This window comes from Nesterenkonia maliinae (assembly GCF_051262655.1).
Classification (GTDB): domain Bacteria; phylum Actinomycetota; class Actinomycetes; order Actinomycetales; family Micrococcaceae; genus Nesterenkonia.
Genome location: NZ_JBIMEY010000001.1, coordinates 622,744 through 648,026 on the forward strand (window position 1 = coordinate 622,744; position 25,283 = coordinate 648,026).

The following is a 25,283-nucleotide window of genomic DNA, read 5'->3' on the forward strand; positions in this document are numbered from 1 at the left end:
GCCTGCCCAGCACTGTACAGGCCGGATACCTGGTTCGTCAGATCAGCGGAGGCTCAGCAAGCTCCTGGGGATGGCCCAGCTTGTAGCGCTCACTGAGCGCCAGCGGCACCTCCTGCGCACGCCGCTGCTCGAGGCTCTGTTCGCTCAGCGTGGAGACCCGATCACCGAGCCGGCCAAGCAGCGTGTCCACCCGGGGATCCTCGGCGCTGAGCGGATCCTTGAGCATCAGCGCGTCCAGCGGACGGTCCACCAGCTTGTGGTGCACCCAGTCCACGGTGTGCTCGGCGCCCATAGCGCGGGCGGTGGAGAGGAAGCGTCCGCGCAGCGCGGCCCGGGTGGTCGCCGGCGGGTCCACGATGGCGCGCTGGATCCGTTCGGGCTCCAGCTGGGTGCTGGCCCGGCCGCGGGCGGCGAGCAGGTTGAACACCCCGCGGGTCGGGTGGACGTCGTGATAGGCCATGTCGAGCTGTTCCAGCTTCGGGTGTCCCATGGGCAGGCCGCCGCGTTCGGCGACGTCGGTGAGCAGCCGCTTCTTGATCGCCCAGTCGATGTCGCGCTCGATCGGTGCGTGCTCGCCGCTGGCCACCGCCTGCAGGGTGCGTTCCCAGAGCTCGAAGATCTGCTCCACCCGGTCGTGGTGGGCGCCGTTCTCCCGGACGAAGCGTCGGGCGCGGTCCAGCAGCCGAGCCTGGATGTCCACGGCGGTCTGCTCGTCTCCATGACGAATCTTGACGGTGGCCTGCCCGGTGATGTCGTGGCTGACGTGCCGGATCGCGCCGATCGGGTTCTCCAGCTCGAAGTCCCCCACCGGGATCCCGGACTCGACCATCCGCAGCACCAGGTCGGTCGCGCCGTAGCGCAGCAGACTGGTCGTCTCGGACATGTTGGAGTCGCCCACGATCACATGCAGCCGGCGGTGCACCGCGGCGTCGGAGTGGGGCTCATCGCGGGTGTTGATGATCGGCCGGGAGCGGGTGGTGGCCGAGGAGATGCCCTCCCACATGTGATCCGCCCGCTGGGAGAACGCGTAGTGCGCCGGGGTCTCATCCGTGGCCGGGACCAGCCGGCCGGCGCCGACCATGATCTGCCGGGTCACCAGGAAGGGCAGCAGGATCGTGGAGAGCCGGCGGAAGTGGGTGGTGCGCGGGATCAGGTAGTTCTCGTGGCTGCCATAGGAGTTGCCCTGGGAATCCACGTTGTTCTTCAGCAGGTACACGCTGCCGTCGAAGCCGTCCTCGGTCATCGCGGCCTCGGCGCACTGGGCGAGGTCGTGCATGATCAGCTCGCCGGCACGGTCAGAGGCGATCAGGTCCAGCAGGTCATCGCATTCGGCGGTGGCGTACTCCGGATGCGAGCCCACGTCGAGGTAGAGCCGGGAGGCGTTGGGGATGAAGACGTTGGAGCTTCTCCCCCAGCGCAACACCGGGCGGAAGAGGTAGCGGGCCACCTCGTCCGGGGGCAGGCCGCGGTGGGTGCCTCCGGTGTGGGTGATGCCGAACTCGGTCTCGACCCCGATGACGCGCCGATCCATGGGAGCCTACTCGCCGCCCTTCTGCACGAAGCCCTTGACAAACTCCTCGGCGTTGGACTCCAGCACCGAATCGATCTCGTCGAGGAGGCTGTCGAGCTCGCCGGCCCGTTTCTGGGCCTGCGCGTTGGCGCCGACCGCGTCCGCGGCCTCGCGCGCTGCGCCGTCGTCGTTTCCGCCCTGCGGGCGCTTCTGCGGTTGCGTGGACATGATGTCTCCTCCTAGGAACCCTGCAGTTCGGTGACTCAGCAGCCTGTTCACCGGAAAGTCTAGTGACCCAGCAGCCGTTGGAGTCCGGTGATGAGGTCCTGGGCCGTCTCTGCGGTGGCAAGTGTATTCTCCGCCGCCGCCCTTGTGCCGGCATAGGGGTCGGGCAGGCCCAGCCGCACCACCGGGGAGACGTCATCGGCGCGCAGCAGGATCTGGTCCCAGCTGGCCCCGACGACGACGTCGGCGTGGTCACTGACCAGCTGGCCGCGCAGCCAGGCGCGGGTCTCCTCAGGCGGGTGCTCCGCGGCCCAGGCGATCTGCGCATCGGTGAACAGTCGGCGCATCCGTCCGGCGCGGGCGAGCTTGTAGTAGAGGCCCTTCTCCGGGCGCAGGTCCGCGTACTGCAGGTCAACCATGCCCAGCAGCGGGGCGTCCCAGGCGAGGCCGTCGCGGCGGCGGTAGGACTCCAGCAGGGTCAGCTTCGCGATCCAGTCCACCCGGTCCGCCGCGGCGTAGAGATCGGTGCCCAGGTCCTCGAGCAGCTCCTCCCAGGCCTCGAGCAGCTCGGCGGTCTCGGCATCGGGGACGCTGACGGTGTTGCTGGGGCCCGCCTTCTCCTGCTCCCAGGCGCGCGCCGCGTCCAGGTAGAGCTGCTGGATCTGCACCGCGGTGAGCTCCCCACGGGAGGTCGGCACCGTGGCGGTGAGGGTGGGGTCGTGGGAGATCGTCTTCAACGCGGCGACCGGGTCGCTCAGCGTGAGCTCCGGGGCTCGTCCGGATTCGATCAGGTCCAGCACCAGCGCGGTGCTGCCCACCCGCATCCAGGCGGAGTACTCGCTCATGTTCGCGTCGCCGATGATCACGTGGAGCCGGCGGAACCGGTCGTGATCGGCGTGCGGCTCGTCGCGGGTGTTGATGATCGGGCGGCGCACCGTGGTCTCCAGCCCGACCTGTTCTTCGAAGAAGTCGGCGCGCTGGGAGATCTGGTAGCCGGCCTGCGCGCTGGTCTGCCCGATCCCCACCCGCCCGGCGCCGCAGAGGACCTGCCGGGTCGCGAAGAAGGGGAGCAGCCCGGCGACGATCGCGTCGAAGTCCACGCTGCGCGGCACCAGGTAGTTCTCGTGGGCGCCGTAGGAGACGGACTTGTTGTCGGTGTTGTTCTTGTACAGCAGGACCTGCGGGGCGTGCTGCTCCTGGCTCAGCCGGCCGGCGGCGGCGAGCGCGACCCGGTCTCCGGCGACGTCGTAGAGCACCGCACGGCGGGCGCCGATGGCCTCGGGCGAGGAGTATTCAGGGTGGGCGTGGTCCACGTAGAACCGGGCCCCGTTGCCCAGGACCAGGTTCATCAGCAGCTGCGGGGCGTCCTCGGCGGCTTGGAAGAACTCGCCGCGCCAGTGCGGGGATCCGGGGGCGTGGAAAGCGACGTCGGCCGGGCTGGGGTCCCCTGAGCTGACGTTGCCCAGCGCATCGCGGACCGGACCCGGCCCGGGCTCCTGCTCGGTGGCGTAGCTGAGCGCGTCGTCGTGGCGGGTGTGGGCCAGCGTCTCCCCGGTGTCGGTGAGCTGGGAGGGGTGCGCGGCGGAGCGTGGGAGCACCCAGCCGCGGGCGTCGACCAGCGGGGACTCGGACTGGTAGTCCCATTCGGTGCCGGCCACGGCTCCGCCGGACTCGGTGACGTGGGCGGCGTAGGCGTTGACCAGCTCAATGGAGAGCGCGATGTGGCTGGCGCGCGGGTTGGCCGGGGCGTGGATCCCGTATTCGGTCTCCATCCCGATCAGCCGACGCACGGTCATCGCTGGGCTCCGGTGGAGGACGCGGCGCCGGCAGCAGCGTCGACGGCAGCCTCGGAGGGACGTTCGATCCGGACCACCGGGGAGGTCGAGGCGCCGACCACGCGGGCCCAGGCCTGCGGGTCTGCGGTGTTGACCAGGTCTTCCTGATCGCGCAGCTCCTCCTCGGCGGCGGCGAGCAGGTGCTTGCACGTGAGGCCCTTCTGCGCCGGGTCGGTGCCGGCGCGCAGGAAGTCCTTGATCGCCGCCTTCTTCGCCCGGTCCACGATGTTGCTGAGCACCGCACCGGACATGAAGTCCGCGGCCTGGAAGGCGGTGTGGGTGCCGTCGGCGTGGATCAGGCGCAGTCGTGCTTGCGGGGTCTGCGGGAAGAGTCGGTCCAGCAGCGCGTCGACCAGGGCGGCGACGGCGGAGGCGCGGTCCCCGTGGGCGGCGAGCAGCTCGGGGTGCAGCGGGACCGCCCCGCCGAGGTGGATGCCGAGGATCTCCCCGGCGCCCTCGCGACCGGGGCGCTGGACGCGGATCTTCACGTCGAGGCGGCCGGGGCGGAGGATCGCCGGGTCGATCATGTCTTCACGGTTGGAGGCGCCGATCACGATGACGTTCTCCAGCGATTCCACCCCGTCGATCTCGGCCAGCAGCTGCGGGACGATGGTGGTCTCGACGTCGGAGGAGACGCCGGAGCCGCGGGTGCGGAAGAGCGCCTCCATCTCGTCGAAGAACACCACCACGGGCTGCCCGGCGGAGGCGCGTTCGCGGGCCCGGGAGAAGATCACTCGGATGTGCCGCTCGGTCTCGCCCACGTACTTGTTCAGCAGCTCGGGGCCCTTGATGTTGAGGAAGAACGCGCCCCTGCCCGGGCCGGGGGCGCCTGATGCGGAACCCTGGTCGGCGGCGCCGGAACCTTGGCCGGCGCTGGACTGGCCGGCGTCGTCGGCTGCCGTCTGGCCGGTGTGGGCCAGCGAGCTGGCCACGGCCTTGGCGATCATGGTCTTGCCGCAGCCGGGAGGCCCGTAGAGCAGGATCCCCTTCGGCGCGCGCAGCCCGTGCTCCTTGTAGAGATCGGCGTGCAGGAAGGGCAGCTCCACGGCGTCGCGGATCGCTTCGATCTGCTCGGCGAGGCCGCCGATGTCGGAGTAGGAGACGTCCGGGGACTCCTCGAGCACCACGTCCTCGACCTCGGAGAGCGGCACGATCTCGGTGGCGGTGCCGGTGCGCAGGTCCACCATCACGGCGTCGCCGACGCGGGCGCTGTGCAGCCCCTCGCGCTGGGCCTGGGCGGTCGCGGCCTCGGTGAGGGTGACCACCCGCTCGTCCTCGCCGCGGGAGATGATCACCAGCCGGGAATCGGGCAGCACCTCTTTGACCCGGGCGAGCTCCCCGGTGCGCTCGGCGCCGAGGATCGCGACCACGGTGAAGTTCTCATTCAGCAGCACCTCGTCGCCGGCCTGCAGCTGCTCGGGGCTGATCAGCGGAGACAGGCTGACCCTCAGCTTGCGTCCGGCCTGGAGGATGTCGACCCCGGCCACCGTGGTGGCCTGGATCTCGCGACCCTCGGCCTGGGCGTGCTCGGGCCGGTAGGCGATGACGGTGCCGAAGGTGAACGGCGCCTGACCGTCGGCCTGCAGCGCGTTGCGCAGCTGGGAGATCTCGTTGCGGGTGGTCTCCAGCAGGTCGGTCATCCGCTGGTTGTTCCGTCCGGCGCTCTGCAGCTGGGCCTCGAGCTGCTTGGAGCGGCTGCGCAGCGTGTCCAACTGACGGTGCGCCTGGGCGAGCCGCTCCTGCTGCCGCTGCGCCTCGCGGGCCTGTTCGGTGTTCGGGGTGAAGGTCTGCGCGGGCTCGAAGTCAGGGGTCCGTGCGGGGGTGCGCTCGTTGCCGGTCTGCTCACTCACGGGTGAACACCTCCTTGGCCTGGGCGGCGATCTTCTGGGACAGGGCCGCGGCCTTGCGGCCCTTCTTTCCGGAGACGGTGCGGGTCTTCAGGCTCTCCTCGTCCCAGACGGCGTCGGGGTCGTTGGCTGGCCAGGCGGCGCGGTCCTCCTCGCTGACCACGGAGACCTTCTCTCGCTTCTTCAGCTGCAGCGGGGTCTGGTCGTCGGCGAGCCGCCGGGCCGAGAGCAGGAAGCCGGTGTGGGCGACCATCCGGTGGTCCGGGCGCACGGCGAGCCCGTCGAGGTGCCAGGTGCGCAGCATGGTCTCGTGCGCCTCGGGCTCGGTGAAGCCCTCTGAGGAGCGGATCTCCTCGGCGAGCCGGGAGAGCTGGGTGACCGAGGCGACGTAGCTGACCCAGACGCCGCCGGGAGCCAGCACGGTCTTCACCGCGTCCAGGCACTCCCAGGGGGCGAGCATGTCCAGCACCACGCGGTCCACGCTGCCGGGCTCCTCCACGGTGAGGACCTCCTCCTGCATGTCGCCGAGGTAGACCTCCCAGCCGGGGTGGGGTTCGCCGAAGAACGCCTCGACGTTGCCCACGGCGATGTCCTTGAAGTCCGCGCGCCGCTCGAAGGAATGCAGGATCCCGTTCTCCCCCACTGCGCGCAGCAGCGAGATCGACAGCGCGCCGGAGCCGACGCCGGCCTCGACCACGCGGGCGCCGGGGAAGATGTCGGCGACCTGCACGATCTGGGCGGAGTCCTTCGGGTAGACCACGGTCGCGCCGCGCGGCATCGAGAGCACGAAGTCGTTGAGCAGCGGGCGCAGCACCTGGTACTCGTGGCCGGCGTCGTTGGCGACCAGGATTCCTTCGCTGGCGCCGATGAGCAGGTCGTGGCGCAGCACGCCCTGGTGGGTGTGCCATTCGCCGCCGGGGGCCAGCGTGATGGTGCTGGGCCGGCCCTTGCGGTCGGTGAGCTGCACGCGCTGGCCCGCGCGCAGCGGACCTGAGCGCATATGGGCCCCGATGGGACCGGTGCGGGTCGTCGTCGGGGTCTCGCCGGAGGTGCTCGTGGTCACTGAAACTCGCTCTCTGAGGTGCTGCGGCTCCGCCGACCGTGATCCGGTCCAGGCGGACGTATCGTCTGGCTTCAGCCTATCCCTGTCAGGGCCCAGGCTTCAGCGCGGGCGGCTGAGCCGGGCGTTGGCCACCCGCACGGTCTCCGAGGCGCCCTGCCAGAGGAAGAAGCTGACCATCACGGTCACCACGACGACGACGAGGCTCACCTCGCGCACCCCGCTGATCACCACGGCGGCCAGTCCGGCCAGCAGCAGGACGACGACGACGCGCCCGGCCCATCCGGCGGCGCGCATCCCGCGGTCCTGGTCTCCGGTGGCGGCCCAGACCGCGGATTCCACGATCCGTCCGCCGTCGAGCGGCAGTCCCGGCAGCAGGTTGAAGACCCCGACGAAGAAGTTCACCAGCACGGTGACCTGGAAGAGCATCGCGGCGACGCCGGTGAGCTCGAACAGCCCGGAGAGGTAGAGGCCCAGCCCGGCGATCACCAGGTTCGCGGCGGGTCCGGCCAGGGACACCGCGAGGGACTTCGCCGGGGTGGCCCGGTGGGCGAGGAACTCGGTGTGCCCGCCCCAGAGGTTGAGCTCGATCTCGGTGGTGGGCCAGCCGAAGGAGCGCGCCGCCAGCGCGTGGGCGAGCTCGTGGGCCAGCACCGAGAACATCAGCAGCGCCGCGTAGCCCAGGGCCACCAGGTAGGCCAGGGCGCCCAGCTCGGGGAAGATCCGCTGGACCTGGGGGCCGAAGAGCGCCACGATCACGGCGCTGACCAGGAACCAGGAGGCGCGGAAGCGCACGGGGACCCCGGCGATCCGCACCAGGGTCATCGCCTTGCGTGCTCGGCCGCCGGGGCGGGCGGTCATCGGGGCAGGAGCCCTTCGAGGTCCGCCGCGCTCACACCGGCCAGACCGTCGAGGGTCTGCCAGCGGGCATCGGCCGGGATCGGGGTGTAGTGCGGGACCGCGATGGTGACCAGTCCGGAGGCGGCTGCGGAGCTGACCCCCGGGACCGAGTCCTCGATCGCGATGCAGCGGCTCATCGTCAGCGGCTCCCCGCTGCGCTGCTCATGATCTCCGGACATGGTGGTGAAGGCCTGCTGGTAGGCCTCGGGGTCGGGTTTGCCGCGGCCGACCATGTCGCCGCTGACGATGAACTCCATGGAACCGGCCGGGAGTGCGGCGACGATCGCCTCGGCCAGCGGCTTCTCGCTCATGGTGACCAGGGCGCAGCGCACCCCGGCGGCGTTGAGGTCGGCGAGCAGCTCGCGGGCTCCCGGGCGCCAGGGCATCTCGGCGGCAGCCCGGGCCGCGACCCGGGTGATGAGGTGGTCGATGATCTCGCGCACCGTCATGTCCACCCCGGCCTCGCGAAGCACCGTGGCGCTGTAGCTCAGCGCCTGTCCGACCAGGCCGTGGGCCTGCTCTTGGGACCAGGTGCCGCCGTGCGCCTCCACCAGGGCGCGCTCCTCGGAGATCCAGTAGGGCTCGGTATCGACGAGCGTGCCGTCCATGTCCCAGAACACGGCCTGGAGCTCCCCGGAGAGCGCCTCGGAGGCGAGGGGTGCGGCGGCGCGCTGCTGCTGAACGGGGGCGGAAGAGGTCGAAGGCATGGGCTCAATCCTACGCTTCCCGTGTGATCACCAGGAGGGATAGTCTGAGAAGCGTGAGCGACGAAACACCGTCTCAGGACTCCTCCCCCGAGGACTCCGGCGAAACCCCGGCAGCCAGTGATTCCACGCTGCCCGAGGGCTTCGCGCAGCGCTTCGCCGAGCATCTTCGGGCCAACCAGACCGCCGCGGCCACCGGCGAGGGGCAGGCTCCGCGCTCGCGGCCGACCGTGATGGTGATGGCCTTCGAGGGCTGGAACGACGCCGGTGCCGCCGCCTCCTCCGCGGTGCGCGCCGTGGGACAAGCCTGCGGTGCGGAGCTCATCGGCAAGGTCGATGACGAGGGATATTACGACTACCAGTTCTCCCGGCCCAAGGTGCGCAGCAGCGGGGGCCACCGCGAGATCATCTGGCCCTCCACCAAGATCTACCGGGCCCGGCCGGCGCGCGCGGCGGTGGACCTGCTGCTGGTCCACGGCGTGGAGCCGAGCTTCCGCTGGCAGGCCTTCACCGCGGACCTGCTGACCCGTGCCGCGGAGAACGACGTCTCCGGGATCATCCTGGTGGGCGCGCTGCTGGCGGATGTCCCGCACACCCGCCCGATCCCGGCCTCGCTCTCCAGCGAGGACGTGGCGCTCCAGGAGATCCTCGACATCGACGAGCCCAGCTATGAGGGTCCCACCGGGATCGTCGGGGTGCTCGCGCACACGGCCGCGCAGGCCGGGCTGCCCGCCGTCTCGCTCTGGGCGGCCATCCCGCACTACGTGGGCCAGGCTCCCTCACCGAAGGCGCAGCTGGCGATCATGCGCGAGCTCGAGGATCTGCTCGGGCTGACCCTCGATGAGAGCGAGGTCGTGGAGGACGCCGAGGCGTGGGAGCGCGGCGTCGATGACCTGGCGGAGGAGGACTCCGAGATCGCAGATTACGTCAAGCGTCTTGAAGAGGCCACGGACACCACGAATCTTCCTGAGGCCAGCGGCGAAGCGATCGCCCAGGAGTTCGAGCGCTACCTGCGCCGGCGCAAGCGCCCGGAGAACTAGACCCAGTCACCTGGCCCGGACCGGCGGCGTCAGCCGGCGGTGTTGACCGCGCCGGCCGTCACGCTGTGTGCGGGGCTCGTGTGCTGCAGCTCGATGCCCAGCAGCGCCTTGACCACTGCGATGATCCGGGCTCGGCTGGTGCCGCCGGCGAGCTGGCCGGCGGCCCACAGGTCGAGGGTGTCCAGCGCCGCGGGGGCGTTGAGGTTCTGTGAGAGCGCCGAGTGCAGCGCGTACTGCAGGTCCTCCGGCACCGCGCTGGCGGTGCCGAGCTCCCCGTAGCCGTCGGTCTCCGGGGCCTGCTCCAGCGCGGCGTTCCAGCGCTCCCAGCGCTGAGCGGCGGCCTCGAGCAGAGCCGGGGTGTAACTCCAGTCCGCCCGGTAGTGGTGGCTCAGCAACAGGGTGCGGATCACCTGCGGGTCCACGCCTTCGGCGCGCATCCGCGAGGAGAGCACCAGGTTGCCCTTGGACTTGGACATCTTCTCGCCCTCGAGACCGACCATCCCGGCGTGCAGATAGGTCTTGGCCAGCGCGACGCCGTCGGCGGCGGTGGCATGGGCGGCGCTGAACTCGTGGTGCGGGAAGCGCAGGTCGGAGCCGCCGCCCTGGACCATGAACGGGGCGGGCAGGTGGCGCCGGGCGATGACTGAACACTCGATGTGCCAGCCCGGGCGGCCCTGGCCGAGGCTACGCCCGTCCCAGTGCGGCTCCCCGTTGCGGAGAGCCCGCCACAGCAGCGGATCCAGCGGGTCGCGCTTGCCGGGACGCTCGGGATCGCCGCCGCGCTGCGGGAAGAGCTCCTCCATCTCAGCGCGGTCGTAGTTGCCGATGCTGCCCAGGGTCCACGGGGTGGTGGCCTGCGCCGCCGTCGTGTCGAAGTAGATGTCGAAGGATTCGCGCTCACCGGGGGTGACGCCGTCGGCCAGCTCCTCCAGCGGCACCGGCACCGGGTAGCCCATGCCGAGCTCGACCAGCTGGGCCACGTCTTGGGCGACGACCGGGATGGTCTCCACCGCGCCGAGGTAGTTGTCCGGGGCGATGACGCCGAGGGCGGCCATATCCTCGCGGAAGAGCTCGGTCTGCTCCTGGGCGAGTGAGAACCAGTCCACGCCGGTGGCGGTGGCGCGTTCCAGCAGCGGATCGTCGATGTCGGTGACGTTCTGCACGTAGTTCACGCGCAGCCCGGAGGCACGCCAGTAACGCACCAGCAGGTCGAACTGGACGTAGGTGTTGGCGTGGCCCAGGTGGGTGGCGTCATAGGGGGTGATGCCGCAGACGTAGAGGGACCCCACGCCGTCGGTGGACTCCACCGGGACCAGAGTGCCCGCTGACGTGTCGTGCAGCTGCAGGGTCTCGGGCAGCGCAGGCAGGGTGGGCACGTCCGGGGAGATCCACGATTTCACGCACAGGTCCTTTCACCAGTGGGGCAGCCCAGCAGGTCATCCGGAGGGTCAACCGCCGAAGAATCCCCTGCCGGGAAGAATGTCGTTACTGACGCAACGCCGATCAGGCGTTGATGATTCCGAGGCCGAGCATCACGTAGACGAACAGGCCCAGCAGGATCCGGTAGTTCACGAACAAGGTGTAGGAGTTCGTGGAGACATATTTGAGGAACCAGCCGATGATCAGATAGGCCACGAAGAACCCGACGAGCGTGGCCAGCAGGGTCTGACCCATCGTGTAGGGACCGGTCTGCTCCCCGAGTGAGCCGAAGAGCTTATAGAAGCCCGAGCCGAAGACTGCGGGGATCGCCAGCAGGAAGGAATACCGGGCGGCGGCCTCACGGGTGTAGCCCATGAGCAGGCCCGCGGTGATGGTACCGCCGGAGCGGGAGACCCCGGGGATCAGGGCCATGGCCTGGGCAAAGCCGAAGATGATTCCGTCGCGGATGCTGAGCTGGTCCAGCGGTTTGCGCTGCTTGCCGTAGGCGTCGGCGAAGGCCAGCAGCACGCCGAAGACCACCAGCATCGTGGCGGTGAGCCAGAGCGTGCGGAAGACCGATTCGATCATGTCCTCTAGCAGCAGTCCGAGCACCACGATCGGGATGCTGCCGACGATGATGAGCCAGCCCATCCGCACGTCGGCGTCGGAATGCGGCAGCTTGCCGGCCAGGGCGGCGAACCAGGCCTTGACGATGCGCACGATGTCGCGCCAGAAGTAGACCAGCACGGCGAATTCGGTGCCGAGCTGGGTGATCGCGGTGAAGGCGGCGCCGGGGTCAGCGGCACCGGGCAGGAACTCCCCCACGATCCGCAGATGCGCGGACGATGAGACGGGGAGGAACTCTGTCAGGCCTTGCACCAGGCCGAGAATGATCGCTTCTATCCACTGCACAGGCCGAGCTTAGAGCATCGGGGCCCAGATGCCTGGGACCCACCACGGTGGTGAGGATCACGAACGGCTGTGAGCGCGCTGGAAGTGCGCTGGCTGAGCCCTGTTAAAGCCCTGCAAGTGATCTGGGTTTCAGCTGGAGCGGTATGGGTCGCTCAGCGTTCCGGCGCGGAGCGCTCAGCGTTCCTCGTCGTCGTCCTCGTAGATCTCGTCTTCGCCGTCGGAGTCCTCGTCGTCGTCATCTTCGTCGAGGTCATCGTCGTCGTCCTCGTCGCTGTCGTCGTCATCCTCGTCGTAGAGGTCCAGCGGGGTGACCTCGCCGCTGGCGGCGAAGAGGGCGTCCTCATAGGCTTCGAAAGCGTCGGAGATGTTGTAGAACGCGGATTCCACCGAAGGATCCTCATCTCCACGGCGGTTCAGCGAGGCGGAGAGATGCTCTTCAAGAGCGTTCGTCAGCGCGTTGAGTGCCACGCGAGGATCCATAGTCATAAGCTCACCGTACCAACGAGACCCCACTTCGGTAAGTCCTGGTTGTGATCTCGGATTGAGACTGAAGTTCCACGTAGGCTGAAGCTCCCCACGAAAGTGAAGGTGAACCTCTGATGACCCAGCAGAACTGGTGGTCCCAGCCCATGGCCGAGCTCTACACCACGACCGACGACGCCGGCCCCACCTGGGAATATATGGTCATCACCTGCCAGCCGCAGGAGTCCTTGAAAGAGGTGCGCCGCCGGGTCACCGACCACGCGGAGTACGGCAAATGGGAGCTCCGCCGCTCCATGATCTACACCGGCGGGCTGCGCCGCTATTGGCTGCGTCGGCGCGTGATGCGGGTTCAGCGCACGCTGTAACGGATCACGCCGGCGCGACGATTCAGAGCGCCCACGCCGGGACTCGACGCCGATCCACTCCGGTCCGTTCAGAGCGGGCCGAGGGTGTAGTTCGCCAGGGTCCGGTGGGCTGATTCGTCGTCGGAGGGGTGGTGGATCCCGGCCAGCACGTCACGGTATAGCCGGCTGAGCTCGGACTCGCGGTGGTACTGCGCTCCCCCGGCGACGCCCAGGACCAGATCCAGGACTTGGCGCGCGGTCCGGGTGGCGTTGGTGCGCAGCGCCGCGAGCCGAGGTGACCAAGAGGCGCCGTGCTCGACGCCGGCTTCGATCTCCGCAGCGAGCCCGCGCAGCTGGGAGTCCAGGGACAGCTGCGCCAGCTGCGCCTCGGCCAGCTTGTACCGGGCGTCGGGATCCCGGTCCATGGTCTCTCCACTCAGCAGCGAGGTGCGCTTGGCCACCAGGTCCGCTCCTAAGCTGAGCGCCCGGTCCCCGATGCCGGTGTAGACGGCGGCGAGCAGGGTCAAGAACGAGGAGAAGATCGCGAACACCAGCGGGTCCGGGTTCGGCCCCACCGGCAGGCGTCGCACGATCCGATCCGCTGGCACACGGGCGCCCTCCAGGACCGTGGCGTGGGACTGGGTGGCGCGCATCCCGAGGGTGTCCCAGTTCTCGATGGTGCGCCAGCCCGGGGTCTCACGTTCCAGGAACCCGAAGATCAGCGGGGTCTCCTCGGCGTCGCCGGTGGCGGCGGTGTCCTTGCCGAAGAGCCCGAGCCGGGTCCAGACCGGGGCCAAGGTGGTGAAGATCTTCGTGCCGGTGAAGGTGACCGCGCCGTCGTCGTCGACCTCGGCCTGGGTGGTGGAGTCGAAGAGCACTGCGTCGTTGCCGGCCTCGGAGATCCCGAAGGCGAAGATCTCCCCCGCTGCGGCCTCGCGGAGCACCTGCTCGAAGGCGGTGTGCCCGCCGGCGACCATGCTGCGCGCCACGGACACCCAGATGTGGTGCATGTTCACCGCGAGCGCCGTGGCCGGGGCAGCGGCTGCGAGCCGGCGCTGCGCGGCGACCAGGGTCGGCAGGTCCCAGCCGAGCCCGCCCTGCTCGGTGGGGATCATCGCGCGCAGGCACCCGGCCTCGGTGAGCTCGGCGAGGTCCTCGTGGCAGAACTCGTTGCGTGCGTCGTATCCGGGGGCGCGGGCGGCGAGGCGCGCCAGCAGCTCCGGGCTCAGCACGGCGGTGACGGGGTCCATGGTGCGCTCCTGCAGTGGGTGTGGCGTGAGGTGGGGCTACTGGGCGGCGAGGAAGCGGTGCAGCACCCGGACGCCGAAGGTCAGCGCCTCGGTGGGGACGCGCTCGTCCACGCCGTGGAACATGCCGGTGAAGTCCAGATCGGCAGGCAGCTGCAGCGGGGCGAAGCCGTAGCCGGAGATCCCCAGCGAGGACAGGTGCTTGTTGTCGGTGCCGCCGCCGAGCATGTAGGGCAGCACGACAGCCTCGGGGTCCTCGGCCTTGAGCGAGGCGACCATCTGCTCGACCAGCAGCCCGGAGAACGGGACCTCCAGCGAGGGTCCGCCGTTGAGCAGCTCGAAGCTGACCTTCTCGCCGGCGAGCTCCTTCAGCTTCGCGGCGACACGCTCGTCCTGCTCCGGCAGGGTCCGCGCATCGACCAGCGCCGAGGCGGACCCGGGGACCACGTTGTGCTTATAGCCGCCCTCGAGCAGGGTCGGGTTGGAGGTGTTGCGCAGGGTGGCGGCGATGAACTTCGAGGCGCTGCCGGTGGCCTCGAGGAGCTCGGAGGGGTCCTGCTCGTCGAAGGGGATCCCGGTGAGCTCGGAGAGCTGCTCCATCAGCGCCCGCGTGGTCTTGGTGTAGTCCAGCGGCCACTCGTATTCACCGATGGCGGCGACGGCGGCGCCGAGCCGGACCACGGGGTTGTCGCTGTGGATCGCGGATCCGTGCCCGGCGGTGCCGGAGGCGGTCATCTTGGTCCAGTGCAGGCCCTTCTCCCCGGTCTGGATCAGGTAGGCGCGCTGACCGGCGACGTCGGTGGAGAACCCGCCGACCTCGCTGATCGCCTCGGTGGCGCCGTCGAAGACCTCGGGGTGGTTCTCGACCATCCACTTGGCGCCGAATTTGCCGTTGTCCTCCTCATCGGCGAAGAACGCGAAGATCAGGTCGCGCTGGGGCTGGTGGCCCTCGCGGTGCATCCGCAGCAGCGCGGCGAGGATCATCGCGTTCATGTCCTTCATGTCCACGGCGCCGCGGCCCCAGATCATGCCGTCGCGGATCTCGGCGGCGAAGGGGTCGACCTGCCAGTCCTCCGCCTGGGCGGGGACGACGTCGAGGTGCCCGTGCACTACCAGCGCGCCGAGCTCCGGGTCGGCGCCCTTCATCCGGGCCACCACCGAGGTGCGCCCGGGCGCGGATTCGTAGATCTCGGGTGAGAGCCCGGCCTGGCGCATCACCGCGGCGCAGTACTCGGCGGCTTCGCGCTCCCCGTTGGACTTGCCCTCGCCCCAGTTGGAGGTGTCGAAGCGGATCAGGTCCCGGCAGAAGTCGATGACCTCGGTCTCGGCTGCGGCGGCGGGATCTGCGGGATTCGTGCCGGGGGCGATGCTCACAGGGCGTCTCCTGGGGTAGGGAATCTTCTGCCCCCAGCCTATCGAGTCTCACCCTCTCAGGCTCTGTACAGGTTGCATGCGCCTTTTAGATGTGTCCTCGGCTATGCTCCAACCATGATCATCAGAACAGTCCTCATGTGGCTCGGCCGCAAAGTCTTCCGTATGGTGCGCGGCCGGTCCGGCCGCAACCCCAGCTCAGGCACCACCCGGCGCTGACCCTGCTCCCCTTTTCACGTTGAGGGGCGGATTTTGCGACCAGTTTGACCCGAAAGGGGCTTGAACTGCTCGCAGAATCCGCCCCTCACTGCGTGTGGGGACTTGCGCGGCGGTTCCTCCCGAGGGCTTCGGCTGCGGCGGCGAGGGCCGCTATCCTGACTCGCAGAGTGCGATCTCCTCCGGATGCTCCCGCCGCGCCGCGGGGACAGCAGTCACCTCACCAGGGGGTTCTGACATGGCAGGTCCAGACTCCGCGCAGCGGGTACACGCCGAGACGCGCGGCCAATGGCGCGAATGGCTGCTGGCTCACCATGAGACGGAGTCCTCTGTGTGGCTCGTCTCCTGGAAGAAGGCCACCGGTCGGCCGGCGATGGCCTATGACGAAGCAGTATCCGAGGCGCTCGCCGTGGGCTGGGTCGACAGCAAGCCTCGCAAGCTCGACGATGAGCGCACGATGCTCTATTTCTCGCCCCGCAGGCCCGGCAGCGCGTGGTCCCGGCCGAACAAGCGCCGGGTGGAGCAGCTTCGCGGCAGCGGGGCGATGACCGAGGCCGGCGAGCGCGTCGTCGCTGAGGCCGTGGATTCTGGCGCCTGGTCGCTGCTCGATCAGGTCGAAGACCTCATCGTGCCCGAGGACCTCGCCGAGGCCTTCACCCGCCATCCGCCGGCCCGCGAGAACTGGGATCGGTTTCCCCCTTCCGCGCGTCGGGGAATCCTGGAATGGATCATCCAGGCCAAGCGTCCCGCGACGCGCGAGGCGCGGATCTCCGAGACGGCGCGGCAGGCATCCTTGAACCAGCGCGCCAATCAATGGCGCCCCTCATGAGGCGGCAGATCGACTAGTGGAAAGACCCCGACGCTGCGCCGAGCAGTGGGCCGAAAATGGCGGCTGAGCCGACTCCCCCGCGCTGAGGGCCGGGTAGTGCACGGAGGTCCCAGCCGTTTTTGTTGCGGAGCCGCAGGACCTGGACACCTCACGCGCCGCAGTGCTTCACTCCTAACTATGTTAGGTGGAACTACACGCGATAGGCAGGCCGAACGGCGTGCGGCGACGCAGCTGGAGATCCTCGACGCCGCGTGGTCGATGACTCGAGAGGTCGGACTCGCAGAGATCACCCTGCGCGGGGTGGCCGAGCGAGTCGGCATGCGCGCGCCGTCGCTCTACACGCACTTCGGGTCCAAGCACGCGATCTATGACGCGATGTTCGGCCAGGCCTGGGCCGACTGCCTCGCACGCTTCGAATCCATCCGGGATCAGATCCCGGATGCCGGACGGGAGGCGCTGCGGTTCCTCGCCCGGAGCTTCTTCGACTTCGCTGCCAGCGACCTCCCCCGCCACCAGCTGATGAATCTGCGCACGATTCCGGGCTTCACCCCGAGCGCCGAGAACTACGCGCCTGCCGTCGCGACGCTGGACCTCGCCCGCGAGATCTTCGCCCGTCACGGCCTCACAGCGCAGGAGGACCTCGATCTGTTCACCGCCCTGGTCGGAGGTCTGGTGGATTCCCAACACGCCAACGACCCGGGCGGCGACCGGTGGGGTCGACTCCTCAACCGCGCCATCGACATGCTGGCCGACACCTTCGGCCTGCCCTGACCCAGCACCTCCCCACCCACTGCCCGAAGGAGCAGTCATGAGCAGCAAGCAGCAGGAACTGACCCGGGAAGCCCGACTCCCCCAGCTGGACCGTGACCTCGCGGCCCAGCTCGCCGCCGTGGAATACACGCGCGTCGCTGACCTTCTGGACCGCCTCACCCCCGAGCAGTGGGAGGCCCCCACCGACTGCCCCGCCTGGGACGTGCGCGACATGGCCGGTCACATGCTCGGCATGGTCCAGATGGCCGCCTCGGTGCCCGAGCTGATCCGCCAGCAGGCGACGGCGACGTGGACGGCTCGACGTCGCGGGGGCCTGCAGATCGACGCGCTCACCGCCCTCCAAGTCGAGAAGAACTCCAGACTCACCCCCGGAGAGATCGCTCGCGAATACCGGAGACTGAGTCCGCGGGCGATGCGCAACCGGCGTCGAGCGCCTGAGTTCCTGCGACGCCAGACCATGGTGGAGGAGACCGACGGCCGATGGAGCGTCGGCTACCTCGTCGACGTGATCCTCACCCGCGATCCGTTCATGCACCGGATCGACATCACCCGCGCCACCGGCACGACGATGGTCGCCACCGCTGATCATGAGCGGGTCATCGTCGCCGACGTCGTGCGTGAGTGGGCCCAGCGCCACGGGCGCCCCTACGTCCTGGAGCTCAGCGGGCCGGCCGGCGGGCGCTGGGAAGTCGGGGACGGGACCGGCGAGCGCCTGGCGATGGATCCATTCGAGTTCTGCCGCGCCACCAGCGGCCGGGCCCCCGCTCCAGGACTGCTGGCAACCCAGGTGCCGTTCTGAGGGCGGGGCCTCCCGCTGAGGGGTTGAATTTACGAGCACCTCGACCCGAAAAACGCATGAACGACCCGCAGCATCCGCCTCTCAATGCGTGGTGGGCGTTTTATAGCTGTGGGGACGGTGGAAGAGACCGCGTCTCCGAGGCCGGCTGAGACGGACCGCTTGCTCCACCCCTGCGCCTGACCCGCTCTGACACGTGGCGTCGGACCCGCATGGAGTCACGTGCGAGACGCCTTCTGCAAGAAGATGTTCTTCACGACCGAGCGAACCGTGGGACTGAACTGATCCAGCGTCTCGGCGATCGAGGACGCATCAAGGTCGCCGGTGTGCACTCGCTCGCAGAGGCGCATCCAGCCTTCGCCTGTGGCCGCCGTCAGTGCAGACGCGACAGTCCCGTTCACCGCACTGCCCACCACGGGGATGAACTTCACGAAGCTGCGGGCCAGCGCCTTCCCGGCGATATGCGCCGCCAACTGGGCCAATGTCGCCGCAGAGATCATGTCTTTCAGCTCAAGCCCATAGATGTGCGCGATGCGTCCCATCATGGCCATCTGGATCGGCGCAAGGGTTGTCGCGTCGGCAACAGGGATGGGGATCGCCGCTGCAGCCCCAGAGGAAACCGACGCACCCACGACGACACGGTGAGCCATCTGACGCTTCCACTCGAGGTTGAGCTTCTGGGCAATCCGAAAGGCGTTCCTCGCGCTTTCCGGCGCAACTGCGATCGTTGCGTCGACGAGGTCACCGAGCCCGTGACCCGTCTCCTTTCCGTTCCTGCCGGAAGCCGAGGTGACGCAGACATGCCGAAGTGGGAGGTGGACAGGTTCGCCGTCGCCGTCCACGGGGTGCTCAAGCCACTCTCGGAACAGCTCGGTATCTGCGGGGGCGCGGTACGTGCCGGTGACCCGGTTCTTCGTCCAATCCGTCTTCGTCAGGACCAGGATAACTGGGAGACCTGCGGCGTCGAGGGCACGGATCATGGCGACGTCGGGTTCAGTCAGACGGTCGGCGTTGTGCAGCACGCAGTACCACACGACGGCGATCTGCTCATCGGCGGGTCGCTCCGCGATGGTCTGCAGGTTCACCCGGAGACTCTCTGAAGGAGCGTCGGTGGAACCGATCTCGAAGCCCTCGAAGTCCCATACCCCGAGGAAATCGTCGTGGTAGTAATTGACACCCTTCGTCACGGGCAGTCCTTTGCCGACCTTGGCATGCTCACGACCGAACACGGCATTCACCAGAGATGACTTCCCCACCCCCGTGTTGCCGATGACGGCGAGGTTGAACCTGCCGTATCGCTTCTTGGCGTCCGCATTGGCCTCTATGAACGGCCGGTCATCGACGGGGTCGTGATCTTTGCCTGCCAGCTTCTTCGGCTTTGCCATAGTGCCCCCTCGGGCGTCTTCGAGTTCTGAGCGTTGTCCCGAGACCCACACAATGTCTTGGCCAGCGTACCGGAGGGAGGGTTCGGGGGCCCGATGTTCATGCACGACGCGGGTGGGCGAGGTTTTCAGCGCGTGGGCCCGCTGTGCGGCCGTGCTGAAACATGGCGCACCACTGAATGGCTCATCCGGTCCAGAACAAAGCAAAAACCCCGGCCGACTGGATTGCTCCATGTCAGACCGGGGTCTTTGGTTCGTTCTCAGATGTGCGCGGAAGGGGACTTGAACCCCTACCCTCTTATACGAGGACTAGCACCTCAAGCTAGCGCGTCTACCTATTCCGCCACCCGCGCATCTTGTTTTTGCCTCAAAGGCAACGACAAGAAACATTAGCACGGCCCTGAACGGGACCGCGAATCGGGCACGCCACCACTCGTCGTCGACGCTGTCCCCGCCCAGATCAGGGGACTCGTGCGGTCCATTCCTCGGTGCTGAACTTCTCCGTCACCAGCTGCTCTGCACGGGCCAGCTCCTCGGGACGGATCTCGGCGATCCGTGCCCCGTACTTGGTCGCGAAGGTCTCCACGAACGCTTCCAGGATCTCCTGTCGCGCCAGCCCGGTCTGGCTGCGCAGCGGGTCCACCCGTTTCGCCGCGGAGGTGATCCCCTTGTCGGAGATCTTCTCTCGGCCGATGCGCAGCACTTGGAGCATGTCGTCGGCGTTCATGTCGTAGCTCATGGTCACGTGGTGCACCATGCCGCCGCTGGCGAGGCGCTTCTGAGCGGCCCCGCCGATCTTGCCCTCGGTGGAGACGATGTCGTTGAGCGGCTTGTACGAGGCGGTGATCCCGATCGAGGTCAGCGCCTCCATCGCCCAGGCGTCGAGGAACGGGTAGGAGTCGGCGAAGCTGAGTCCGTCCACCAGGGACTGCGGCACCGAGAGCGAGTAGGTCACGAAGCTGCCCTCGTCCATGTACATCGCTCCCCCGCCGGTGATCCGGCGGACCACGGTCGCGCCCATCCGCTGGGCGGCCTCGGAGTCCACCTCGTTGGCCAGTGACTGGAAGGAGCCGATGACCACGGCGCGGCCAGAGTAGTCCCACATCCGCATCAACGGAGGCCGGTTGCCGCGGCCCACCTCTTCGGTGAGCACCTGGTCCAGCGCCACGTGCATCTCCACGGGCAGCTGCACCGCGGGCATGACCTCCCAGTCATGGTCCTCCCAACGGGTGGCATGACCCAGGGCGCGGCGCACCGCGGTAGCGATCGCGTACTCGTCGAAGCCGAACATGTGCGCGTCGGCCGGCAGCTGGGCACGCACCGATTCGGCGATCTCCTCCCGGGTGGAGCGGGTCGGCAGCCCGATCAGCGCGGCGTTGAGCGAGTCCAGCGCCTCGTCGGGCTCCAGGAAGAAGTCCCCGTTGACCGAGGCGGCGGTGATCTTCGCGTCCCGCGGGTGGGTGCGGGGATCGAGATCGGTGTGGAGGTCGACGACGACGAGCTTGCCGCCCACGACCTTGTACTCCCCGTGATGCTGATGCGTATCCGTCATGGGGCAATCCTATGGGTGCTGATCGAGGAGCGCAGAGGCCGCCCTCGATCACCCGGCGATCTGGTTCGCTCTGGGGTCCCGGCCGAGATGTTCCCAGCCCAGGCCGCCGAAGCACGGGCCCGACGTCGCCTCAGAGAACTTGATGTCGTTGTGGCCGCTGTTCCATTCCAGCACCTGAACCGAGCCGTCGTCGGCGACCGTGAGATCCCATCCGATGGAGGGGACCACCGGGATTCGCCGATGCAGCCGCTGCACTGCCTCGACGCAGGCCGCATAGCTGGGCACCTGGTTCCCTGAGAACACGAAGCCGGAATCAGGGTGCCGGTCGATCTCGAGCCAGTCCACCGAGTACCCGATGGGACTGAAGGCTCCCGTCGCCGTATCGAGCAGAACGCGGATATTCGATTCCGAGAACACGTGGTCGTCGGTATCCCGGCCGAATCGCAGGTAGGCATCCCGGACGGTGATCTCACCGTCCGGCTCGACCACGCTTGTCATCCGCAGGGTCCCGACCGACCGAGACGCGACCTGAGCAAAGACTTCGTGCTGGTCGATGAAGGGCTGGATCACGCCATCGGGAAAACCCACAGCGGACTGCGTGAAGCTGGCGCGATCAAGGATCTGCACGCCCCGGCCGCGATCGCTCGCGTCTGCTTTGAACGCGACTTTCTCAACACCGGAGAAGACGAGCTCGGCGAAGTTCTCGAACGACGAGACCGGCTCAAGTGACGCGTTGTACAGCCGGCCCTTGACCACGTATCCGCGGTCGGGAATCTCCTTCTCACGCCCAAAGACACGCGCGGTCATCGACCGCATGTCGGAGAGCCCGCCATAGCGACCTTCGATCGCCGGAAGGACCACCGACATGTAGTAGTTGTCGGGGATCCACCCTTCGCGGAACTCTCCGGCTATCGCGCTGTAGACATATAACCAGGGCGCATAGCTCTTGGAGCCCAGGACATCGGCGGCGTAGGCATCGGCCTGTGCCTTGAGATGCCCTGCGAGCGGACCATTGGCCGCCTCGATGGATTTGAGCACTTTCGCTGCGGTCCGGCTGTTCAATCGGGAACGGACTCGCATCAGCAGGTCGTTCTGAGCCCGCTCAACGGTGTACAGGTTCACGTCAGCTCCTCTGAGTTCAGGTGATGACAACCTATGTTCATTTGAGCCGAAATGACAGGGTCTTTCTGAGGTGAATGGGGAACTGGTTCCACGCCGGCCGCCGGCTCAGCCACGCGGCACACATGACTGAGCCCCCGCACATCGGGTCCAGATCAGGGTTCCTGGCAGGAGGGGCCGGCGTCGCCCTCACTGCCGGCCCAGACGACCGCGCCCCCGGGGCAGAGCGTCACCTCGAACCCCATGCCATCGCGCTGGGCACGGACGTGGCGGGCGTCGTCGTCGATCACGTCCCAGCCTGCCTCCGGCAGCGCATTCCGGTAATGCCCGAGCACCTCGACCTCCTCGGAGACTTCCAGGCTGCGGTCACAGCCGCCGACGCCGCTGGCTCCGCCGCGGTTGAAGTAGCCGATGTGCTCGATGGACTCGAACGCCTCCTGGGACTCACGCTCCGCGGTGGCAGCCGGCTCCCCCGAGTCCTCGCTCACGCATTGCGGGACGGAGTCATACTGGGCCGCGACCTTCTGCCGGAGCGCCAAGGGCGTGAGAGCGAGCATCGTGACCAGCATGAGGACCGGGATGGCCGCGGCGGTCCACCGGATCCAGGTTCGGGGCGAGAGCACCAGGACGATCCCGACGACGACGAGGACCAGAATGAGAGCGACGCCGGAGACACCGGCCGTCAGCCCCCAGACCAGGCCCTCGAGTGCGTTGTCGGTGATGATTCCGTACTCCGCCAGGAATCCGTGGTGGAGAAGCACCCCCAGCAGCGCCAGCGCTGCCGCGAGGACGAGCAGCACCGCCGCGGCGGTGGTCCGGCCGGTCTGAGCCATAGCTCATTCTAGTTGGCAGTGCGGGGGCGGAGACAGGGTCCGGTCGCGGGAACCTCAGTTCAGGGATTGTCGGCCGAATCGAGCGTCGCAGTCCCCCGCGAGGCTCGCACGCGATTCACCTTTTCGACGCCTTGTCGGTGGGCTGATCCAGCATCCGCTGCAGCGGCGTGTGCGCGCCACACACGTCGATCCCACGCCGGACGTTTCGCCACAGATCCCTGGCACTCCAGCTGGTGACGGGAAGGCGCTCCCGGGCCGGAACCGAAGTCCTTCCGATATACGCAAGGACAGCAACGGTGAAGAGCAAGACAGACAACAGTGACAGCATCATGTTCCCTTGAGTTGATGGCTTTGACCGACGATCTCGACGCTCTCGGTCTGGGAGTATCCATGGAGGTACGACGGCCCGGGAGGTTGCGGTCGTTTCTCGGGGATCGGGATGAGGAAGATCGGCAGCGCCAGGTGGACCAGCGGGCCGATGAGCAAGACCACGGCCACCGTTCCAAGACCCACAGGGCCGCCCAGCAGCCAGCCCAGAAGAAGCACTGTGCCCTCGATGCCGGTGCGGACCAGCCAGATGGGCAGTCCGAAGCGACGGTGCACTCCCGTCATGAGTCCGTCCCGGGGGCCGGGTCCGAATTGGGCTCCGATGTAGAGTCCGGTGGCCACGGCTAGGAGGACCAAGCCGCCGGTGAACAGCAGGATGCGCATCCAGAGCGCCTCGGGCTCCCCGAGGACCGCGAGACCGACCTCCGCACTCGGGCCAACCAGCAGGACGTTGAGGACCGTGCCCACGCCGGGCTTCTGCCGGAGTGGGATCCACAGCAGCAACACGATCAGTCCGATGATGTTGGTCATCACGCCGAACGGGAGTCCCGTCTGCAGCGCCGAGCCTTGGCCCAGGACATCCCACGGTGAGACACCGAGGGTGGCCCTGATCATCATCGCGAGAGAGAACCCGTAGAGGAACAATCCGACCAACAGCTGGGCACTGCGCCAGGCACCAAGAAGACTCATGAGAGAAGTTCACCAGCTGATTGGCATTACAACAAGAGTCCAATTGTGGCATGGTGGACTGATGATGGTTCTCACGGCCCGCAGATTGGCCTCGGAGCTCGGCGCGTGGCGCGTGGCTGGACCTGCCTACAGTGCTCTCGCCGATCGCATCCGACTCCTCACCCTCGACGGGCGGATTCCGCTCGGCACCCGACTGCCGGCCGAACGGGAGCTCGCCTCCGAGCTGGGAGTCAGTCGCACGACCGTCGCGGCCGCCTACGCGCGGCTTCGCGAGGGCGGCTACCTGCAGAGCACCCGCGGGTCGGGCAGCGTGGTCACTATCCCGGGACGTGACAGCCCGGTCGAGGACATCGAGGCGCGCACCACCACCACGCTCGACTTCAGCAAGGCGGCGCTCCCCGCCGCCCCGCAGGTCGGAGAGGCCTCCCTGAGAGCCGCGCAGGCGCTGCCGGGCTACCTGGGCGGCACCGGCTACGATCTCCTCGGGCTGCCTCGGCTTCGCCAGGCTCTGGCCGAGCGATACACGGCCAAAGGCGTCCCGACCGATCCCAAGAACATCATGGTCACCCTCGGGGCCCAGCATGCGATCTCGCTGATCACCAAGACATTCCTGTCCCGGGCCGACACCGCTCTGGTGGAGGCGCCGAGCTACCCCCACGCCTACGACGCCCTGGGCCTGAAAGCTCGCAAGCTCGTCACGGTCACCGTGGATCCCCGCCGGGGCTGGGACGACAACGGGCTCGTACAGGCCTTCCGCGGGGCCAGACCGGCACTTGCCTACGTCATGCCGGACTTCCACAACCCGACGGGCGCCGTCATGCCGGGCCATCAGCGCGAGCTGCTCATGGACCTCGCCCGACGCCACCACACGCTGGTGGTGGCCGATGAGACGACGGCGGACCTGCGCATCGATGGTGCCGCGGGAGCTCCGCTGGCGGCCTACGGACCGGCGATCCTCGTCGGGTCCATGGGCAAGACCGTGTGGGGCGGGCTGCGGATCGGATGGATCCGCGCGCAGCCCGAGAAGATCAGGCGCCTCGAGCAGGCGCGCTACGCCCAGGACCTGGGCACGCCCATCCTCGAGCAGCTGATCGCCCTGGAGCTGCTCGGAGAGTACGAGGAGATCCTGCGCTTCCGGACGGTGCAGCTCACCGAGGGGCGCGATCACGTGGAGCAGCTGCTGCGCGCGAACTTTCCGCAGTGGGATGTGCCGCATGTCGCCGGCGGGCTGTGCACCTGGGTCAACATCAAGGAACCTGTCAGTTCCCAGCTCGCCCTGGCCGCGCGCGACGGCGGCCTTCCCATCGGCGCGGGCCCGAGGTTCGGACTCGGCGGAGCCTTTGAGCGGTTCCTGCGCTTCCCGCTCAGCTACCCCGCGGAGGAGACCAGCCTCGCGGTGGAGATCCTCGCCGAGGCCTGGCGCCGCGTGGAACCGAGCATCGCGGTGGGCACCGAGTTCAAGCCGGCTCTGGTCTGAGCGGCGGGCCGCAGCGACGGATTCTTCAAGGCCCTCAAGACAGCAGCAGGGCCACAGTCGATGACTGTGGCCCTACTGACGGTGCTTGAGGCGAAAGAAGCGAAGTGCTTACTTCTTGCCGCCGAAGCCCTTGAAGCGTGCGTTGAAGCGCTCGACGCGACCCTCGGAGTCCATGATGCGCTGCTTGCCCGTGTAGAACGGGTGCGAGGCTGCGGAGATCTCGACGTCGATGACCGGGTAGGTGTTGCCGTCTTCCCACTCCATGGTCTTCTTCGAGGAGGTGGTGGAGCGGGTGAGGATCTTCTCACCGGAGGCCAGGTCGTTGAAGATGACCGGCTCGTATGTGGGGTGGATATCAGACTTCATGAAGTGTGTCCTTTTCATCTGCCGCTGG

General features: G+C 68.2%; 24 protein-coding genes and 1 tRNA gene. 6 read left to right on the forward strand and 19 right to left on the reverse strand.

The window, feature by feature from the left end; genetic code table 11:
- Positions 1-37: 37 nt before the first annotated feature.
- From pafA to ACHAA4_RS02905, 7 genes are all read right to left on the reverse strand, one after another.
- The gene (gene pafA, locus ACHAA4_RS02875; protein WP_435772678.1) at positions 38-1,531 is read right to left on the reverse strand and encodes a Pup--protein ligase; all 1,494 of its coding nucleotides are present in this window, start codon (positions 1,529-1,531) and stop codon (positions 38-40) included.
- A 6-nt stretch (positions 1,532-1,537) separates the two neighbouring features.
- Entirely contained in the window at positions 1,538-1,738 is a 201-nt protein-coding gene (locus ACHAA4_RS02880) for a ubiquitin-like protein Pup (RefSeq protein ID WP_435772679.1), read from the reverse strand.
- A gap of 59 nt (positions 1,739-1,797) precedes the next feature.
- Complete coding sequence (gene dop, locus ACHAA4_RS02885; RefSeq protein ID WP_435772680.1) at positions 1,798-3,531, reverse strand: depupylase/deamidase Dop; 1,734 nt, start codon at positions 3,529-3,531, stop codon at positions 1,798-1,800.
- Positions 3,528-5,420, reverse strand: a complete 1,893-nt coding sequence (arc, locus tag ACHAA4_RS02890; protein ID WP_435772681.1) for a proteasome ATPase — start codon at positions 5,418-5,420, stop codon at positions 3,528-3,530. The genes dop and arc overlap by 4 nt, the downstream gene beginning before the upstream one ends.
- Positions 5,413-6,417, reverse strand: a complete 1,005-nt coding sequence (locus ACHAA4_RS02895) for a tRNA (adenine-N1)-methyltransferase (RefSeq protein WP_435772976.1) — start codon at positions 6,415-6,417, stop codon at positions 5,413-5,415. Before ACHAA4_RS02895 ends, arc begins: the two co-directional genes overlap by 8 nt.
- A 162-nt stretch (positions 6,418-6,579) precedes the next feature.
- Positions 6,580-7,338, reverse strand: coding sequence for a site-2 protease family protein (locus ACHAA4_RS02900; protein WP_435772682.1), 759 nt, complete (start codon positions 7,336-7,338; stop codon positions 6,580-6,582).
- Positions 7,335-8,084, reverse strand: a complete 750-nt coding sequence (locus ACHAA4_RS02905; protein ID WP_435772683.1) for an HAD family hydrolase — start codon at positions 8,082-8,084, stop codon at positions 7,335-7,337. The genes ACHAA4_RS02900 and ACHAA4_RS02905 overlap by 4 nt, the downstream gene beginning before the upstream one ends.
- Before the next feature lie 53 nt (positions 8,085-8,137).
- Between ACHAA4_RS02905 and ACHAA4_RS02910 the strand changes: the two genes are divergently transcribed.
- Positions 8,138-9,121 carry a PAC2 family protein gene (locus ACHAA4_RS02910; protein ID WP_435772684.1) on the forward strand — a complete coding sequence of 328 codons (984 nt, stop codon included), beginning with the start codon at positions 8,138-8,140 and terminating at the stop codon, positions 9,119-9,121.
- Between the two features lie 29 nt (positions 9,122-9,150).
- On the opposite strand, the gene mshC is transcribed toward ACHAA4_RS02910, so the two are convergent.
- The 3 genes from mshC to ACHAA4_RS02925 form a co-directional block, all read right to left on the reverse strand.
- Positions 9,151-10,521, reverse strand: coding sequence for a cysteine--1-D-myo-inosityl 2-amino-2-deoxy-alpha-D-glucopyranoside ligase (mshC, locus tag ACHAA4_RS02915; protein ID WP_435772685.1), 1,371 nt, complete (start codon positions 10,519-10,521; stop codon positions 9,151-9,153).
- Positions 10,522-10,624: 103 nt separating this feature from the next.
- Positions 10,625-11,452 (reverse strand): undecaprenyl-diphosphate phosphatase, encoded by an 828-nt coding sequence (locus ACHAA4_RS02920; protein ID WP_435772686.1) that lies wholly within the window; start codon positions 11,450-11,452, stop codon positions 10,625-10,627.
- A 174-nt stretch (positions 11,453-11,626) separates the two neighbouring features.
- Complete coding sequence (locus tag ACHAA4_RS02925) at positions 11,627-11,938, reverse strand: primosomal protein (RefSeq protein WP_435772687.1); 312 nt, start codon at positions 11,936-11,938, stop codon at positions 11,627-11,629.
- A 143-nt stretch (positions 11,939-12,081) separates the two neighbouring features.
- Here ACHAA4_RS02925 and ACHAA4_RS02930 point away from each other — a divergent pair, with 143 nt between their 5' ends.
- Complete coding sequence (locus tag ACHAA4_RS02930) at positions 12,082-12,300, forward strand: DUF5703 family protein (RefSeq protein WP_106122851.1); 219 nt, start codon at positions 12,082-12,084, stop codon at positions 12,298-12,300.
- 68 nt (positions 12,301-12,368) lie between these two features.
- On the opposite strand, the gene ACHAA4_RS02935 is transcribed toward ACHAA4_RS02930, so the two are convergent.
- A complete protein-coding gene (locus tag ACHAA4_RS02935) occupies positions 12,369-13,529 on the reverse strand; it encodes an acyl-CoA dehydrogenase family protein (protein ID WP_435772688.1) in 1,161 nt (386 codons plus the stop codon).
- A gap of 36 nt (positions 13,530-13,565) precedes the next feature.
- Positions 13,566-14,900 (reverse strand): M20/M25/M40 family metallo-hydrolase, encoded by a 1,335-nt coding sequence (locus tag ACHAA4_RS02940; RefSeq protein WP_435772689.1) that lies wholly within the window; start codon positions 14,898-14,900, stop codon positions 13,566-13,568.
- A 451-nt stretch (positions 14,901-15,351) separates the two neighbouring features.
- On the opposite strand from ACHAA4_RS02940, the gene ACHAA4_RS02945 reads away from it, so the two are divergent.
- From ACHAA4_RS02945 to ACHAA4_RS02955, 3 genes are all read left to right on the forward strand, one after another.
- Positions 15,352-15,942: a YdeI/OmpD-associated family protein gene (locus tag ACHAA4_RS02945; RefSeq protein WP_435772690.1), complete on the forward strand. Its 591-nt coding sequence runs from the start codon at positions 15,352-15,354 to the stop codon at positions 15,940-15,942.
- 177 nt (positions 15,943-16,119) lie between these two features.
- A complete protein-coding gene (locus ACHAA4_RS02950; RefSeq protein ID WP_435772691.1) occupies positions 16,120-16,713 on the forward strand; it encodes a TetR/AcrR family transcriptional regulator in 594 nt (197 codons plus the stop codon).
- A 37-nt stretch (positions 16,714-16,750) separates the two neighbouring features.
- Positions 16,751-17,512, forward strand: a complete 762-nt coding sequence (locus ACHAA4_RS02955) for a maleylpyruvate isomerase family mycothiol-dependent enzyme (RefSeq protein WP_435772692.1) — start codon at positions 16,751-16,753, stop codon at positions 17,510-17,512.
- 215 nt (positions 17,513-17,727) lie between these two features.
- Here ACHAA4_RS02955 and ACHAA4_RS02960 read toward each other — a convergent pair whose 3' ends face one another.
- The 6 genes from ACHAA4_RS02960 to yczE all read right to left on the reverse strand — a co-directional run bounded on the left by ACHAA4_RS02960 (position 17,728) and on the right by yczE (position 23,412).
- Positions 17,728-18,894, reverse strand: a complete 1,167-nt coding sequence (locus tag ACHAA4_RS02960) for a DUF697 domain-containing protein (RefSeq protein WP_435772693.1) — start codon at positions 18,892-18,894, stop codon at positions 17,728-17,730.
- A 264-nt stretch (positions 18,895-19,158) separates the two neighbouring features.
- A tRNA-Leu gene (locus ACHAA4_RS02965) sits at positions 19,159-19,244 on the reverse strand.
- A gap of 107 nt (positions 19,245-19,351) precedes the next feature.
- On the reverse strand, positions 19,352-20,443 hold the full coding sequence (gene lplB / locus ACHAA4_RS02970) for a lipoate-protein ligase small subunit (RefSeq protein WP_435772694.1): 1,092 nt from the start codon (positions 20,441-20,443) through the stop codon (positions 19,352-19,354).
- 48 nt (positions 20,444-20,491) lie between these two features.
- Complete coding sequence (locus ACHAA4_RS02975) at positions 20,492-21,505, reverse strand: sugar-transfer associated ATP-grasp domain-containing protein (RefSeq protein ID WP_435772695.1); 1,014 nt, start codon at positions 21,503-21,505, stop codon at positions 20,492-20,494.
- Between the two features lie 212 nt (positions 21,506-21,717).
- The gene (locus ACHAA4_RS02980; RefSeq protein WP_435772696.1) at positions 21,718-22,395 is read right to left on the reverse strand and encodes a hypothetical protein; all 678 of its coding nucleotides are present in this window, start codon (positions 22,393-22,395) and stop codon (positions 21,718-21,720) included.
- A 327-nt stretch (positions 22,396-22,722) separates the two neighbouring features.
- Positions 22,723-23,412 (reverse strand): membrane protein YczE, encoded by a 690-nt coding sequence (gene yczE, locus ACHAA4_RS02985; protein WP_435772697.1) that lies wholly within the window; start codon positions 23,410-23,412, stop codon positions 22,723-22,725.
- Between the two features lie 61 nt (positions 23,413-23,473).
- Here yczE and yczR point away from each other — a divergent pair, with 61 nt between their 5' ends.
- Positions 23,474-24,889, forward strand: coding sequence for a MocR-like transcription factor YczR (gene yczR, locus ACHAA4_RS02990; protein ID WP_435772698.1), 1,416 nt, complete (start codon positions 23,474-23,476; stop codon positions 24,887-24,889).
- A 108-nt stretch (positions 24,890-24,997) separates the two neighbouring features.
- Here yczR and ACHAA4_RS02995 read toward each other — a convergent pair whose 3' ends face one another.
- Complete coding sequence (locus ACHAA4_RS02995) at positions 24,998-25,255, reverse strand: type B 50S ribosomal protein L31 (RefSeq protein WP_207172421.1); 258 nt, start codon at positions 25,253-25,255, stop codon at positions 24,998-25,000.
- Positions 25,256-25,283 lie beyond the last annotated feature (28 nt).

Coding starts and splice junctions, on each gene's coding strand:
- yczR (WP_435772698.1), top strand. CDS start 23,474: ATGATGGTTCTCACGGCCCGCAGATTGGCCTCGGAGCTCGGCGCGTGG.
- ACHAA4_RS02900 (WP_435772682.1), bottom strand. CDS start 7,338: ATGACCGCCCGCCCCGGCGGCCGAGCACGCAAGGCGATGACCCTGGTG.
- ACHAA4_RS02960 (WP_435772693.1), bottom strand. CDS start 18,894: ATGGCAAAGCCGAAGAAGCTGGCAGGCAAAGATCACGACCCCGTCGAT.
- ACHAA4_RS02945 (WP_435772690.1), top strand. CDS start 15,352: ATGGCAGGTCCAGACTCCGCGCAGCGGGTACACGCCGAGACGCGCGGC.
- ACHAA4_RS02895 (WP_435772976.1), bottom strand. CDS start 6,417: ATGCGCTCAGGTCCGCTGCGCGCGGGCCAGCGCGTGCAGCTCACCGAC.
- ACHAA4_RS02955 (WP_435772692.1), top strand. CDS start 16,751: ATGAGCAGCAAGCAGCAGGAACTGACCCGGGAAGCCCGACTCCCCCAG.
- ACHAA4_RS02930 (WP_106122851.1), top strand. CDS start 12,082: ATGGCCGAGCTCTACACCACGACCGACGACGCCGGCCCCACCTGGGAA.
- ACHAA4_RS02880 (WP_435772679.1), bottom strand. CDS start 1,738: ATGTCCACGCAACCGCAGAAGCGCCCGCAGGGCGGAAACGACGACGGC.
- dop (WP_435772680.1), bottom strand. CDS start 3,531: ATGACCGTGCGTCGGCTGATCGGGATGGAGACCGAATACGGGATCCAC.
- ACHAA4_RS02935 (WP_435772688.1), bottom strand. CDS start 13,529: ATGGACCCCGTCACCGCCGTGCTGAGCCCGGAGCTGCTGGCGCGCCTC.
- lplB (WP_435772694.1), bottom strand. CDS start 20,443: ATGACGGATACGCATCAGCATCACGGGGAGTACAAGGTCGTGGGCGGC.
- ACHAA4_RS02925 (WP_435772687.1), bottom strand. CDS start 11,938: ATGACTATGGATCCTCGCGTGGCACTCAACGCGCTGACGAACGCTCTT.
- ACHAA4_RS02950 (WP_435772691.1), top strand. CDS start 16,120: ATGTTAGGTGGAACTACACGCGATAGGCAGGCCGAACGGCGTGCGGCG.
- ACHAA4_RS02995 (WP_207172421.1), bottom strand. CDS start 25,255: ATGAAGTCTGATATCCACCCCACATACGAGCCGGTCATCTTCAACGAC.
- ACHAA4_RS02905 (WP_435772683.1), bottom strand. CDS start 8,084: ATGCCTTCGACCTCTTCCGCCCCCGTTCAGCAGCAGCGCGCCGCCGCA.
- yczE (WP_435772697.1), bottom strand. CDS start 23,412: ATGAGTCTTCTTGGTGCCTGGCGCAGTGCCCAGCTGTTGGTCGGATTG.
- ACHAA4_RS02980 (WP_435772696.1), bottom strand. CDS start 22,395: ATGGCTCAGACCGGCCGGACCACCGCCGCGGCGGTGCTGCTCGTCCTC.
- pafA (WP_435772678.1), bottom strand. CDS start 1,531: ATGGATCGGCGCGTCATCGGGGTCGAGACCGAGTTCGGCATCACCCAC.